This is a genomic window from Archaeoglobus veneficus SNP6 (genome assembly GCF_000194625.1).
Taxonomy (GTDB): domain Archaea; phylum Halobacteriota; class Archaeoglobi; order Archaeoglobales; family Archaeoglobaceae; genus Archaeoglobus_C; species Archaeoglobus_C veneficus.
Window position 1 is genome coordinate 1,660,019 of sequence record NC_015320.1, and the last position, 13,073, is coordinate 1,673,091.

Genomic DNA, 13,073 nt, shown 5'->3' on the forward strand with positions numbered 1-13,073 from the left:
AACTCGGCACTTCAGTATGTCTTTAAAGAGGTCCTCGTTACAATCTCCGCCTTGCCATCGCCAATAGACTCATACTGTCCGATGACTATCCTCCCGCCCTTCGAGCTTTCCCCAACCCACGCTCCAGCCACTTCAGCAACTATCTCCCCACCCTCCATTGCAAAGCCGAGGGCGTTGCCTGCATTGCTAACGATTATCGTTCCACCCTTCATCTCCATACCTACCCAGTCTCCCGCCTTTCCCGCAACGATTCTCCCGCCTTTCATCCCCTTTCCGAGATAGTTGCCGGTTGAGGATGTGAAGATTTCCCCGTCTTCCATCTCCATACCAAGGTACGTCGTTCTGCCCTCGACGAAAATTCTGCCGCCTTTCAGCCTGAATCCGATTCCAGAAGCGGAGCGGACACTAAACCTGACGGTAAAGTCTTTCATAGCCCTCAGGAATCCTGAGATAAAGAATCCAACAATTCCTCCAAAACAGGCGAGGTAGTTGTTGAAAAGAACTTCTACTCTCTCCTGTGTTAGCCTGTACTGCGATGCAAGCTCTCTCCCAAACCTGAACGCCTCCTCAAAAACCTCGTACTTCCAGCCCTGTTTATCCCTCGCCCACTCGACGTATGCGTTGGCTATCTCCCTGAGCGGGTCAGAAGTTGTGAGTTTTAGGTATCTATTGAAGGTTTTTCTCTCTTCGGGAAGCTTCAGGTCTTTCGCAAGTCTGTGGACTATTCTACCCTTTTCCATCCTTCCTCTTCCCAAACGAATATTTCTCCACCCTTCCTTGGGCCGAAGGATGTGACATCGCCCTTTATTTTTATCACTCCACCTTCCATATCTATTCCCACGAACTGACCCGCGTTTCCAAAAACGATTATCCTGCCACCTTTCATCGAGTCGCCGAGTCTCCAGCCGACGTTGCCCTTAATCAAAATCTCTCCGCCCCTCATTCCAAAACCAACTTTATCGCCGGTATAGCCTGTAACGATGATTTTTCCGTTTTCCATCTTCTCCCCGAGGTATCCGCCCGCATATCCAGAGATTATGAGATTTCCACCAGGATGCCGGTAACCAAACCCCCATCTCAAACCAACCCTACTGTGAGCGAGCAGTCTGGGTAGTTTTGGTGACAGGCTGAGAGTTTTGTCCCGTATGATGTCGTGATACAGCCCGGAGACAAAGTACCCGAGGTAGTTCTCGTAGAACTGATGGCAGAGCAGGTCTCTGATTTCTCCCGCCCTCTTCTCAAGGACATCGTATACAGTGCTGTTCACAAACTCCTCGACTTCCCTCAGAGTTACAGAGTACTTTCTCCTCATCTTCCTACCAAAGTCGAAACACTTCTCAGGGTTTAGCTGAAAGGCGAGCTTTATTTCCATATCAAGGTACTCATTAGCAACCTCCACGAGCTTCTGAATGTCACATTCCTCACTTATCTCAACGGGCTGCCCATCTGGAATTCTTAGCTCTGCCCTTTCCATCAACCGGTCTATGATCCTCATTCTTCCTTCCTCCACCTTATGACTATCTTCGGAATGTCTCTCTCGTCCTCGACCTCTATGAAATTTGCAGCTATGCCCTTAAGCCTTCCGCTTCTTTTTCTGAAGTCCTCAACGTCCTTTGCGTACTCCCTTATCCAGATGACGGTCAAACTTCTAAGACTGGAGAGGTACGCCACCGCTTCCTCAATGTTTTCTATCCCGGCATCGGTTATGAGTATGAAGTCGCATTCAGCGCAGTCGTACTTCTCGACGTAACTCTTCAGCTTTTCCACATCAAGTCTCGTGCCTCCACCCTGATAGACTGCAAGAGCCTCGTAAACATCGTTTCCCCTTGAAGGTGGAACCTCTATGCTTCTGCCAGAGAAGTTTATCACGCCAACTTTCCCGCCCATGTCCATATAGCTCCTCGCTATCGCGAAGGCTCCTAAAACAGCGTAAGAGCATTTCTGCGGATTTTTCATGCTTCCCGAAGAATCGATTATTATTACAGCATTTCTCGCTTCGCTACTCTGTCCTTCAAACTCCTCTGCTTCATACTTCTTTGCAATCCCGGGTATAATCTTTCCGTAGCTTTCAATTGGGCTGTAGAAGTCGATTGCATCATCGAGAGAGAAATCGACGAGTTCATTCGGGTACAGTGACCCCGTTCTGGCTGAAGATTCGATGTAGACAACGTACCGCGACGCTTTATGCCTATACCACTCTACATCTGCCCTCCTCTGCTTCCCCTCTCCGCCAGAAATACCGAGGAATTTCGAAATCTCCTCGAACTCCTCTAAGTCAACATCCTTCGCTATTTCTGCCAGCGCTCTTTCTATTTCCTGTTTAGAAAAATCGTCGAGGCTTGGATTTTCGAACGGAAGAGATATGTCCAGGTCTGAAAAGAGTTCTGCGAAAAGCTGTATGTTCGACTTAAGCTTCCTCCTGTCGAGGAAGTCGATCTTAAGCAGAACACTCAGCCTTCTTTCAAGTTCATCGCTCAGCTCGAATTTGCCAAAGTCCAAACCGGTAATCTCGCTAAAATAAGCCCTTAGCAACGCATCTGCCTCGCCTTCAACTGGCAGCTCTCTGTACGTTTCCGCAATCGCATCAAGCCCTCTGTTTACGACAAGGTCGAGGTTAGCAACGACGTCGTCGAATAGCTCCCTTATCTCGTTGCCGTTCTCGTAGTTCCTGAGCCAAAAGGATTCGAGAATTATCGTTTTTAGATCGTAGGGATGCTTCGCCCAGTGGTTCAGAGCGTGGTGGAATGCCCCAAGCAATCCTTTCTCGCTGAATTTCCTTGCAAAGTCCCTTCCGATAACGAGCCTGTGTTTCCTCGAGAACTCGAGCTTGCAAACGTCGCCATCGGTAATGGTGAGTCCGATAGGGGGATAAAGCATGTCCTTTCTCGCTTTCTCAAAAACGTCCTGCATATCAGCCCCTCGTAAGGCTCGTGAAGAAGGGATGGCCTATCTTTTCGGCTATCTGCTCGAGCCTCTCCACGTCTCCCTCCCTCAGAGCCTTATACGCAGAAATCTGGTAGTTTCTATGCTCCTCCCACCTGCGCTTAGCCTTCAGCAAGGTATCTCTTACGGCGTAAAACTCGTCGCTCGTGTCCTTTTCCACGTCTCTCACTTCGGCAAGCTTCGCATCACTCACACCACAGCGGTGCCACAGCACATATGGAAGAGCGGCAATAACATGGGCCATCGTCACCTCTCCTTCTCCTTCAAACCAGGCGAGGGCCTTTGAGTAGACGAAGAGACTTCTTTCAGCCCTGTTGGATATGCAGTAGATGTCAGAGCATACATAGTTCGCATAATGACAGCCATCACACTTAGCGAAGTCTTTTCTTCCAAGCTGACAGTAGGCTTCCTGCGAGAGATAGTCGAGGAACAGTTCCGCATCATCTGAAACATCTATTTTCTCAATTTCATCTCTCATCTTCTCAATCTCTTCCAACGATGGAATATGCACATTGATCCCGTCTTTCTCAAGTCTCGCCATGATTTTTTCTCTGAATTGATCCGAGACTTCCTGAACGTACTTCTCCGCTTCCTTGCCATTCAGCTCCTGAACGTGGACGATCATCTCCTCCGCAAGCTTTGCATCCCTCAGAAAGCTGTCGTCGATACCTCTTCTCACGAGACGCTTTCGAACAGGGTGGATTCTGCCTGTCTCAACTGCAACGTCAAAGCGGTCGAGAAGGGGAGGAATGAGTTTTGTAGTGCCTATATCCTGATAGTTTATCGTTGCAAAGAAGGCTCTGCTGCCGGTTATAAGCGTTGAGCCGCGGTAGCTCCATATGTTCCTGTCAACTTCGTTAAGCAGCATACTCTGCTTGCCTGCCGGCAATCTGTTTATCTCGTCTATGATTATCGCAGGACAGAAGGGAGTAATCTTCCACTTTACAACCTCCTTTCCCTCTCTTTCAAGGGATCCGAGGTCGAGTGTGGCTTTTATCTTCTCCTCCGTCTGCTCCGGATGACCGTGGACTGTAGCAGCCTGCACGAATTCCAGCGGTACAGCCTTTACAAGGCTTGCAATCCGCTCGCTTGATGTGGTCTTTCCGCTGCCGTAATCTCCGAAGATGAGTTCCTTTCCATCGAGAATGAGCGTGAGCAAGCCAAAGAGAGCTACAGGATCGTACCTGTTTTCTCCAATCTCGAACGTCTCGTCTCCGTAGTACAGCCTCGTGCAGACGAGCTCGTAGAGCTGCTTCATCCATGCGGGATTGTCAGAAATGTAGATATTTGTTACTATAGGTTGAACTGCTATTCTGACTGCCACCCTAAGTGGACTTAAGATGGAGGTCGATAGAGGTAGAACGTTTTCCCCATGAACTCTACCTTTTCAATTCCCTCTATTGACTCAAGAATACTTAAATCGGCATCGAATTTGCGGAGCAGTTCGACAAGCTGCTCCTCCCTCATCGGATGTCTTCTCAGAACCATCATAACGGCTTCTTCAGCGGATGAGAAGCACTCAACGAAGAACTCCCCTACCTCTGGCTGTATGATTTTTGTTACGTCGCCTATTATCGCGTTTGCCCTGAGAAGACCCATCTCATCCGCAGGCTCAATTCTGCTTGCCGGAGGCCTGATAGGAGTGAGGATGTAAACTCCGTCCGGCTTTATTCTATTTAGGGCATCTCTTATTGAGAGCAGAGATTCTTCTCCATCGTTGAAGTTCTTTACGAGCATGACCTCGACGTAGAGCTTACCTCTGTAGGATCTGCTAAATTCCACCTGTCCGTCGATTATTTCTTCTATCTTCAGATCTCTGTGCGGTCTGTTGATCCTCCTGAATGTTCTCGTATCTGCAGCATCGAGGGATGGTATAACCACGTCTGCTTCCATCAAATCCTCTCTGACATCTTCTCTGTAGAGAAGGGAACCGTTGGTAATTACAGCTACTGGTATATCTGTAATTTCCTTTATTTTTCTTATCAGCCACCCTATGTCCCTGCAAAGAGTGGGTTCACCTTCGCCAGCAAAGGTAATGTGGTCAGCTTCAACGTTCTTCAATGAAAGTTCGACTTCTCTCAGAATGTCCTCTTTCGGGAAGAAGCTCCTTCTTTCATTTATTTTGCTCGTCGTCTTTCCAAGCTGGCAGTAAACGCACGAATAGTTGCACGTTTTAAACGGAATAACGTTGACTCCCAGCGATCTTCCAAGCCTCCTCGATGAGACAGGGCCGTATACGTAGTCCACTGAAGATAGTCAAGTTGCGAATATATATTCATTATGCACTTTTAAGCAGGCAGCGGAAAAAAGTTAAATCCGCGATAGCTGACTAAAGACAAGCCCCCGTGGGGTAGTGGATATCCTGAGGGTCTCCGGAACCCTCGACCCGGGTTCAATTCCCGGCGGGGGCGCTTTTGATCCGGTTTCAAAGCCCTATGTGACTTCCATAGTGGTGATTACACCTAAAGTTTTTCTCTTTTAAGATTATCTTCTCTTTCAAGATTATCCATGCTGGGTTTAGATTTGGAAAGTTTGTACTGAATGAACGGTGTGTTCAGTTGGATTCGTGGCTCAAAGGACCGAGACTCGTTTCGCTACGAATTTTCTTTCTAAAATATATATGCTACTCAAGAATTTGTTCTAACTCCAAGATAAGTAAGCGTACTGTATTCTCTCGGTAAGCCAAAACATCCAGAGCTGCGGACAGGGCTTTAGGGTCCTTAAAGTATCCTTCTGCGTCTTTCATGTTTTTCTTAAAATAATCGGCAAGCTTCTCCAGATTACTCTTCATCCATGTAAGATTGCCACGAATGCCCTCAGCTTTTGCAGTATCTCCCGTTTCTATGGCCTGATCAACCTCCTCAAGTTCAGAGATTAATTCCGTAATTGTTTCCAGCCAGTCCTTGATACCCATTCCGCATCTTTTCCGAAATGTTCGAGTAACCCACATTTTCCTGAACATGTCAAGTTCGTTGGTTTCTCTGTTTACATCTTCCAGTATCTTCTTGAGCTCTCTGGCAAGCTCAACCGCCGATTCACTCCTGGAAACCTTTTCAGATGTCTTAGACAAATCTACACTGCCGTCTTCAGATTTTTGCTGCGATGAAAAGCTCAGTAAGCCTGCTTTGGCAAGAGGCTGGAAGGGATCGGCAATTTGACCGTGATAATCTTGTGCATTTACGATACAGTAGGCAAAGCCAGCTGCACAGTCTTCAGCAGGCATGAGCCCGTCATAGCCGGGATTTACACTTTGATCAATGAACTCCTCGTACGTCATACCGTAACGTGGCGCCAGTTCACGGGCAGCATTCCTTATTCCAGGCGTGTCCACCATTCCGGGAGCAAAGACGAATACTGATATACCTGATTCGTTACCCAGCTCAGCAGCTAAAGAAAGACCAAGTGAGCTCAGAACAGCTTTAGAGGCAGAATATGGTGCTACATATGGCATTCCCTCATCAGAAGTAATCGTAACTATGACTCCTTCTTCTCTTTCCAGCATGCCTGGCAAAAAAGCTTTTATGGTAAGAATCGCAGCCCGCACGTTAATCGACCAGGTCTGATCCCATTCTTCCAGCGGTAATTCCAGTATTGAACCAGTCTTTACCACAGTGGCGTTATTGATCAGTATGTCTACTTTGCCAAACTCTTCGAACACTTTGTTTGCCAGTCTTTTAATACTCTCTTCATCTCCAACATCCGTCCTGACAAATAGTGCCATGCCGCCTTCTGAACGAATTAATGCCTCGACTTCTGCTCCGGTATCTCTAATTTCGGCGATAACAACCTTGGCACCCAGCCATGCCAGTGCTCGTGCCAGTTCTTTACCGATGCCCCGTCCCGCTCCCGTAATGACGGCAACTTTCCCGGCGAGGGCAGAAGGGGATAGGCCCATTTTTTCCATCTTTTCAACTAACATTGCTAATCCTCTTAATTTCGCTTGGCTAAATATATAAACTTCATGGTTTTACCAACATATCGCATTAATCCCTATTGTTTGCTGTCCTTAACAGAAATTCTATCCTCGTACTTTTTTAGGAATCACAGAAATATGGGGCTGTGTCTTTCAACGCGCTCTACTTGGTGGGATTGAATGTTTAACCAGTAAATCTTTATAATTTTCCCGTTCCATGTATTTATGGAGCTTGAGGTTTACAAGGTGGATGTTTTTACGAGTACTCCGTTGAAGGGTAACCCTGCAGCAGTTGTTCTTGGCATGCTCGATGAAGATACGATGCTCGCTCTTGCTTTTGAGCTGAATATTTCAGAGACAGTTTTTGTGGAGGAGGAAGCGAACGCGTATCGTTTGAGGTATTTCACTCCAACGTCCGAAATTCCGATGTGCGGGCACGCAACGATTGCAGCCTCCATGTGCTCAGGCTTAAGGGGCTTGCAGAAGGTAGCTGCACGGCCATAACGAAGGCTGGAACCGTGGAAGTGCAAATCGGAGATAATGTCTGGATAAAGATGCCAGAACCAAAATTCGTCGGCGAAGCAGTCATGGACTTTCCTTCACCGAGTTCTACTCTTGCTGTGGTGGATGTGGGGCTGAGAATAGGCATTGTGGAAGTTACAAGCTTTAAAGAGCTGACGAGGCTACAACCGACGTCAAATCTCGCAGATCTCTGCAAAAACACTGGCATTGATGGAGTATATGCATTCACTTTTGATTCCAAATACGATGCCGCGGCAAGGTTCTTCGCTCCAGCTCTCGGCGTGGCAGAGGATCCCGCTACTGGAACTGCCGGGGCGGCGCTTGCGTATTATCTGCACTATAGCGGCAGGCTTGTTAATGAAGAATACACTTTCGAACAGGGGCACGCGATGCTGAGAGAGGGCGTGATACACGCTAAGATCGAAGACGGAGCGCGGGTTTGGGTTGGTGGAAACGCAGTTTGTGTGCTTGAGGGGGAGCTTCGAGTTTGACTTGATTGCAAATGGTTCTGCTAACTTTCGGGCTGTGGCCTATACTGCGGCGAACTTAATCCGATGACCGCGAATTCCAGACCGAAACAACTATTTCCTCTTCTACATCTACCAGAGCTGAAACAATCGTTTCTCCATGCCAAGTAACGCTGAAAAGCTCCTTTGGCTGATAGAATTTCGAGGCTGTTTCGGGGAGAACCCTTCTAACAGTAACCTCACCGGAAGGATTCTGGTTCCGCACGCGCTCATCGCTCATAGCGATGGCTATAGCTTTCTCCTTTAAGGATAGGGGAAGAGCTTCAAGGCAGTAGGATTTCAGTATGAGAGTGCCGTTGTCGTAAACGAATCTGTAGATGTCAGTGCCGTCGAGTTCCGGCGAAGTTGCCACGACATCGATTGTGCTGCCGTCGCACGTGATGTTTACGGATTTGTAGGTAAAACCGTCGTAGGGTAGAAGAGAAGTCATTATTTTCTTCTCGATGACCTCCGATGTGTTCGCAACCTCGCTTGAACTACTCGTGTTGCCCACGCTGTCGCCGCTCCCCGGCTGGTTGCACCCCGCAATGGCGAGAGCGAAAATTAAAAGGAGTGCAAAAAATATACCTCTCGCAATCACTCTACCTCCACCCTAACCGAGAATTGGTCGCAGTTGGGCAGCACTTCAATTCTCCACACACCGTCTTCTGGATTTTCTATCGTGTAAACTTCCGTTTTCTCCACCTTCGTTATCCTGTATATTCCCTCGCTCTCGCTTTCCCAAGGCGGCAGGTATTTTGTAGAGAGCGTTACTCCAACAACTTCCACCTTCTTGCTTGGCTTAAGACTTACGTAACCGCTCGGAGACTTTATCTTAACGTCGAAATCAACGTTTACGCTCCTGTACATCCTGTACATGTGGCTCGATGCGGAAACATCGAATCTCAGCTTACTGGCGTTCTCCACAACTACTTCCTTCACGTAAGCTTCGGTGGGCTTTTGCCAGACGTTGAGGTTTATGTCCACTCTCTGCATCCACTCATCCAAGCCTGGATCATCTATGTTCAGGTAAACAGTTCCCCTCAGTACGCCCTTAGCATCAAGCGGAACTCTAACCTTAATCTTCACTTCAGCCTTTGACTTTGGCGAAATTTGCTTCGGGCTCTCTATTTGAACCATGTCTTCCGTTAACTCGGTGGGAGAGTAGAAGTCGTAATAGACCCTTTCATCGGCCTTAAGCTTGGGATTCAGGCTTACAGTCCTGTCGCCCCCTGTTTTCAATCACAACCTTGTATTCATAGCTCTTTCCTGCCTCAACGGTATCCATTATGTAACGCTGCTTTATCACAACCTGCGGAGGAATCCACACGTTTATGGATAACGACAAAGCATTCACGTACGAGTACGGCGTGGGATACGGCATGCTTACAGTATCGTTCGTAAGGGCAATCATTGCGTTGTAAAAGCCCTTCTCCGCATCCCCGGGAACGGTCACTTCAACCTTTATCTTGCCCTCCTCTTTGGCCTTGAGCACCATTCTCTCCGGCTCGATTTTGATCCATTCCTCTTCTATGGCATTCGCCGGATACGGCATCTGAACAAGTTTCGGCTCAATTGTTACATCTTCGCTGCCAATATTCTTCACCTTCACTTCAAAACTCGTGCTCTCTCCCGGCTGAAGGCGGAGATGTTTGAAAGCCGGCGTTATTTTGAGCTTGGCGCTTGGAGTGTAAACCGCTCCCGAGACTTCTGTTTTGGATACCACTATAGGCTGTGGTACCGGCATCTGGGCCTGAACGGTGAAAACCGCCCCCAACAGCAGAATTAGAACCAATACTTTCAATATCTTCCCCATTCCCGTCACCTCAAATCTCTAAAACATACTCTTTTTTAACACTTTTGTTTTTGTTAGTTAAAATATTAATGAACATTTAAATAAAAATTAATCCAAACGGTTGCAATTGCTCCAAGTATCTCGAGCATCATCTCTGCTTTTCCCTTCTCCCCCTGACGAGCAGGTTCAGCAAGTAGATAGCTATGGCAAGCACCGCAAGGTTAAGCAAAGCCCGATAGAGTGGCGCGTACTTGTAGCCAATCCATATTCGTATGAGATCGTTGAGAGATGTGTAAAGTCCCCATGTTGCAACTGCCAGCATTATTACGACGAAGGCTATGAGTACCTTCCTCAGTATGTCCTCAAAATCAAACTCTTTTACATTCCTTTCTACAGTCTTTTCTTCCTCATCCATAATACTGCACCCCCTGCAGCGATTGCTGCCAGAATCTCAAATCCTGGTGCCTGAGCCTTACGTTCGTACACTACGGGCGTAGTTGGAGCCGGAGTAGCCACTGGGCGATAGCCCTTCACGAACTCTTCAATCTCGAATCTGACTTTCTCTTCGGTAATGTTCTCCGGCAGCGTTTTAGTTGGAGCGAGGTTTAAGGCCTTACTCCAGGTTTTCAGCATTGCACCGTTTCTCCATGCCTCTATCTTAACAAGGTAGTTGTAGTCCTTTGGAACGCTGAGAACGCTTTCAACGAGGAGTGTCTTACCCTTCTCAACTTTCTGCAGTTCAATCCAGCTCTCGTTTGCCAAAACACCGGACTCGTACTGCACAGCCTTTACATGGAATGTAACGTCATCGTAATCTCTCATAGTTTCGATGTAGAACCTTGCCTTTACGATTGCTTTGTTCCCGTAAACGCCAGTGATTTCGAAATCAACATCCTTCAGAACGAGCTTTAGCTCTTTATCGGGAGGTACAAGGGTTTCCAGACCTCTTAACCCCATCTCCTTCCTCTGAATGGGCATGTTGTCCTTTCTAATCTCGAAAGCTATTCTGTAATCTCTATCCTTCTCAAAGGGCAGAGTTATGTTTAGTTCTGACAGCCCCTCATCTCCTTTCTCCGCAATATCCACAGCCTTTTTACCGAGCAACAGGTTTGTTTGCCTGTCGTAAACGCTAATGATAAGGGTTGCGTTTTTCACGAGTTCTGAGCGATAAATGCTTACGATGAAGGTTATTTCTGCATGGCTCTCATTTACTCTATCCACCTTCATTTCGATGTTCCTGATCTCGACGAACTCCCTTTCTGGCTTTCTTTCCTCTGCAAAAACGTTGGTAAAGAGTGGAAGCAGTGCCGCAAAAATGAAAATTGCCGCGATTATTGCTGCTACAATTTTACCGTTCATAGTTTCCCCTATTCCATTGATTCTGCAATCTTTATTAGCTCTTCCTTGTCAAGTTTTCCAGTTATTGTTACCACGATGTCCCCTTTCCTGAACGTCAGCATTCCACTACCGTAAAGTTCTATGTACGTCCCCTCTGTGTCTCCAACCTTAACTTTCTCGGCATTCTGCATTTCTGGCAGCTTGTCAGCCACCACCTCTCTGATGAACATTATGTCCTGTCCATTGACGTACTGCATCGAAACAGAATCTTTTATGACTGTTACCGTCCTTAGCTCGTATCCAGCAGTGTATGATGGCTCAAGAATTTCAAAATCAACAGCCTGCTGCGCTTCCTCAACGCTGCTGAACTCCCTGATTCCCAAATCCTCAGGAGTCTTGATTTTTGCCCCTTCAGGCGGTGTGAACTCAAAAACGTCATCACTCACGCCGGTGTTGAATTCTATTTCCGTGTATTCCATGGTCATACTCATGTCTTTGCCCTTCATTTCCGTCTTGAGGGGATACCAGTACTCCTTGTCAATCCACATTTTTTGCGTTGAAGCAAATTCGGCAAACTCGCTTCCCTCCTTTGGCGTCAGCTTGAGGACATAGCAATCTCTGCCTAACACTTTCTCGCTGCCCAAAAGCTCCACATCGTAGTACTCCATCATGTTTTTGACGAGCTTTCCGTAATCCGGGCTAACTTCCGGCTGTTTCAGTTCCATCACAAACACTTCGTTATTCTTTTCATCATAGCTCCACATGGTCTTGCCGTTGGAAACAATGAGCAGTCCCTGCTCTTTATTGTACATTCTCACCTTGTTTGGTTTCTTGAAGGCAAATTCATATTCCTGCGTGTGCTTCACACCGTTGGTCTCCACAACGATGCGCTGAACTCCTCTGAAGTCCTCCAACTGGTTATACTTTTCCTCCACCTTCTTCGCTATCTCCTCAGCACTCATCTGTGTGCAGCCAACAAGCAGGGTTGCAAGCAGTAAGACCGCCACCGCCCATTTTATTCTACCCATCTTATTCCCTCCAACGTAAGCAAAATACTGGCAGCGGATTCACTAATAACCAATATATAAAAATTACCTTTTCAACTTTTACCATGGGTATTTTTGTATACCCACGGGTGTTTCATCTTACCAACTTTTCCGAGTTGTTCAGAAAATGGTTAAACAATCTCAAACCCCACTCTATGCCGTCTTTGCTTCTGCAAATGAAGATGTTAAGAACATCGTAGTAGTCATCCTTGTAGAGACTTATAGCGAGCCCTTTCTCTGCCACTATAAATGCTATTTTTGCCTCTCTGCATACGTAGATTTCCCCATACTCCATAAATTTCGAGAGAAGCTCCGGATGTTCCGATTTACACCTTTCAAAGATTTCTTCTGTCAGAATAAGCTTTACATCTCTCCCTTCCTCAGCCAGCTCCACAAAGAGAGTAGGAAACTCTGGATGATATACTGGCGAGACGCCTTTTATCCAGTTAGAAGTTCTAAGAATTTCAAGCCACACTTCATGGAGCTCGTAAGGATTCTCTTTTCGAGCTACAAAACCACCGCAAAGGTAGTGGATATCCCCCATAAGCCCCTCAGGTATCGAAGACGTGTCATGACTTGTAAAGAAGTCTCCGACATCCTCGATTAGTGTAAGAAGTTTTTCGAGCTCCTCAGCCTTCTTAAGAGCTATGTATCCGAGATTCGTTAGTCTATATCCACTACTACCCCTCTCCACCAAACCCGCATCAAGGAAGCTTCTTATGTGTGGCTTAACCGTATCACGAGAAACACCCAATGCTGCTGCCAGCTTTGAGATACCTTTTGCTTCTTTTAGCTCTTCCATAATCCTTAATTTTAGGGGCGTAGTTGTCAGATTTCTCAGACACTTGAACTTACACATAGTCCTTTTTCCTCCCTGGCCACATCCAACTGTTGTGTCCTCTGGCGTTGCACTACAGGCCCTTATTCACGTGCTTTTTGATGTAGATTTATGGCGTATTTATCATTTCTGACCATGGCTTGAGAATTATCAAAATCTGTTAATTAATTGT

The 13,073-nt window shown here is 46.9% G+C and carries 15 protein-coding genes and 1 tRNA gene; 3 read left to right on the forward strand and 13 right to left on the reverse strand.

Annotation, left to right across the window (positions count from 1 at the left end; genetic code table 11):
- Window positions 1-11: 11 nt before the first annotated feature.
- The 5 genes from ARCVE_RS10890 to ARCVE_RS09265 form a co-directional block, all read right to left on the reverse strand.
- Window positions 12-740 carry a glutamate synthase gene (locus ARCVE_RS10890; RefSeq protein WP_013684510.1) on the reverse strand — a complete coding sequence of 243 codons (729 nt, stop codon included), beginning with the start codon at window positions 738-740 and terminating at the stop codon, window positions 12-14.
- The gene (locus ARCVE_RS10895; protein ID WP_013684511.1) at window positions 722-1,495 is read right to left on the reverse strand and encodes a GltB/FmdC/FwdC-like GXGXG domain-containing protein; all 774 of its coding nucleotides are present in this window, start codon (window positions 1,493-1,495) and stop codon (window positions 722-724) included. Before ARCVE_RS10895 ends, ARCVE_RS10890 begins: the two co-directional genes overlap by 19 nt.
- On the reverse strand, window positions 1,492-2,910 hold the full coding sequence (locus tag ARCVE_RS09255) for a VWA domain-containing protein (protein WP_013684512.1): 1,419 nt from the start codon (window positions 2,908-2,910) through the stop codon (window positions 1,492-1,494). The genes ARCVE_RS10895 and ARCVE_RS09255 overlap by 4 nt, the downstream gene beginning before the upstream one ends.
- 1 nt (window position 2,911) lies before the next feature.
- On the reverse strand, window positions 2,912-4,201 hold the full coding sequence (locus tag ARCVE_RS09260) for an AAA family ATPase (RefSeq protein ID WP_013684513.1): 1,290 nt from the start codon (window positions 4,199-4,201) through the stop codon (window positions 2,912-2,914).
- A 77-nt stretch (window positions 4,202-4,278) separates the two neighbouring features.
- On the reverse strand, window positions 4,279-5,190 hold the full coding sequence (locus ARCVE_RS09265; RefSeq protein WP_013684514.1) for a radical SAM protein: 912 nt from the start codon (window positions 5,188-5,190) through the stop codon (window positions 4,279-4,281).
- Between the two features lie 92 nt (window positions 5,191-5,282).
- Between ARCVE_RS09265 and ARCVE_RS09270 the strand changes: the two genes are divergently transcribed.
- Window positions 5,283-5,354: transfer RNA gene (locus ARCVE_RS09270), tRNA-Arg, on the forward strand.
- 212 nt (window positions 5,355-5,566) lie between these two features.
- On the opposite strand, the gene ARCVE_RS09275 is transcribed toward ARCVE_RS09270, so the two are convergent.
- Window positions 5,567-6,862 (reverse strand): SDR family NAD(P)-dependent oxidoreductase, encoded by a 1,296-nt coding sequence (locus tag ARCVE_RS09275; RefSeq protein WP_013684515.1) that lies wholly within the window; start codon window positions 6,860-6,862, stop codon window positions 5,567-5,569.
- Between the two features lie 219 nt (window positions 6,863-7,081).
- Between ARCVE_RS09275 and ARCVE_RS10900 the strand changes: the two genes are divergently transcribed.
- Together ARCVE_RS10900 and ARCVE_RS10905 are read left to right on the forward strand one after the other, a co-directional pair.
- Entirely contained in the window at window positions 7,082-7,360 is a 279-nt protein-coding gene (locus tag ARCVE_RS10900) for a PhzF family phenazine biosynthesis protein (protein WP_052302983.1), read from the forward strand.
- Window positions 7,315-7,869: a PhzF family phenazine biosynthesis protein gene (locus ARCVE_RS10905; RefSeq protein ID WP_156786051.1), complete on the forward strand. Its 555-nt coding sequence runs from the start codon at window positions 7,315-7,317 to the stop codon at window positions 7,867-7,869. Before ARCVE_RS10900 ends, ARCVE_RS10905 begins: the two co-directional genes overlap by 46 nt.
- Before the next feature lie 55 nt (window positions 7,870-7,924).
- On the opposite strand, the gene ARCVE_RS09285 is transcribed toward ARCVE_RS10905, so the two are convergent.
- From ARCVE_RS09285 to ARCVE_RS09315, 7 genes are all read right to left on the reverse strand, one after another.
- Entirely contained in the window at window positions 7,925-8,485 is a 561-nt protein-coding gene (locus ARCVE_RS09285) for a hypothetical protein (RefSeq protein ID WP_013684516.1), read from the reverse strand.
- Window positions 8,482-9,126 carry a hypothetical protein gene (locus tag ARCVE_RS09290; RefSeq protein WP_156786052.1) on the reverse strand — a complete coding sequence of 215 codons (645 nt, stop codon included), beginning with the start codon at window positions 9,124-9,126 and terminating at the stop codon, window positions 8,482-8,484. The genes ARCVE_RS09285 and ARCVE_RS09290 overlap by 4 nt, the downstream gene beginning before the upstream one ends.
- Window positions 9,080-9,700: a COG1470 family protein gene (locus ARCVE_RS09295; protein WP_156786053.1), complete on the reverse strand. Its 621-nt coding sequence runs from the start codon at window positions 9,698-9,700 to the stop codon at window positions 9,080-9,082. The genes ARCVE_RS09290 and ARCVE_RS09295 overlap by 47 nt, the downstream gene beginning before the upstream one ends.
- Window positions 9,701-9,827: 127 nt before the next feature.
- A complete protein-coding gene (locus ARCVE_RS09300; protein ID WP_013684517.1) occupies window positions 9,828-10,094 on the reverse strand; it encodes a hypothetical protein in 267 nt (88 codons plus the stop codon).
- Entirely contained in the window at window positions 10,070-11,038 is a 969-nt protein-coding gene (locus ARCVE_RS09305; protein ID WP_013684518.1) for a DUF7490 domain-containing protein, read from the reverse strand. The genes ARCVE_RS09300 and ARCVE_RS09305 overlap by 25 nt, the downstream gene beginning before the upstream one ends.
- An 8-nt stretch (window positions 11,039-11,046) precedes the next feature.
- Window positions 11,047-12,045: an outer membrane lipoprotein-sorting protein gene (locus ARCVE_RS09310; protein WP_013684519.1), complete on the reverse strand. Its 999-nt coding sequence runs from the start codon at window positions 12,043-12,045 to the stop codon at window positions 11,047-11,049.
- 112 nt (window positions 12,046-12,157) lie between these two features.
- On the reverse strand, window positions 12,158-12,922 hold the full coding sequence (locus ARCVE_RS09315) for a helix-turn-helix transcriptional regulator (protein ID WP_013684520.1): 765 nt from the start codon (window positions 12,920-12,922) through the stop codon (window positions 12,158-12,160).
- Window positions 12,923-13,073 lie beyond the last annotated feature (151 nt).

Bases quoted from the DNA above. Each gene is read 5' to 3' on its own strand.
- ARCVE_RS10890 (WP_013684510.1), bottom strand. From the start codon at position 740: ATGGAAAAGGGTAGAATAGTCCACAGACTTGCGAAAGACCTGAAGCTT.
- ARCVE_RS10895 (WP_013684511.1), bottom strand. From the start codon at position 1,495: ATGAGGATCATAGACCGGTTGATGGAAAGGGCAGAGCTAAGAATTCCA.
- ARCVE_RS09255 (WP_013684512.1), bottom strand. From the start codon at position 2,910: ATGCAGGACGTTTTTGAGAAAGCGAGAAAGGACATGCTTTATCCCCCT.
- ARCVE_RS09260 (WP_013684513.1), bottom strand. From the start codon at position 4,201: ATGAAGCAGCTCTACGAGCTCGTCTGCACGAGGCTGTACTACGGAGAC.
- ARCVE_RS09275 (WP_013684515.1), bottom strand. From the start codon at position 6,862: ATGTTAGTTGAAAAGATGGAAAAAATGGGCCTATCCCCTTCTGCCCTC.
- ARCVE_RS10900 (WP_052302983.1), top strand. From the start codon at position 7,082: ATGGAGCTTGAGGTTTACAAGGTGGATGTTTTTACGAGTACTCCGTTG.
- ARCVE_RS09295 (WP_156786053.1), bottom strand. From the start codon at position 9,700: ATGGGGAAGATATTGAAAGTATTGGTTCTAATTCTGCTGTTGGGGGCG.
- ARCVE_RS09300 (WP_013684517.1), bottom strand. From the start codon at position 10,094: ATGGATGAGGAAGAAAAGACTGTAGAAAGGAATGTAAAAGAGTTTGAT.
- ARCVE_RS09305 (WP_013684518.1), bottom strand. From the start codon at position 11,038: ATGAACGGTAAAATTGTAGCAGCAATAATCGCGGCAATTTTCATTTTT.
- ARCVE_RS09310 (WP_013684519.1), bottom strand. From the start codon at position 12,045: ATGGGTAGAATAAAATGGGCGGTGGCGGTCTTACTGCTTGCAACCCTG.
- ARCVE_RS09315 (WP_013684520.1), bottom strand. From the start codon at position 12,922: ATGTGTAAGTTCAAGTGTCTGAGAAATCTGACAACTACGCCCCTAAAA.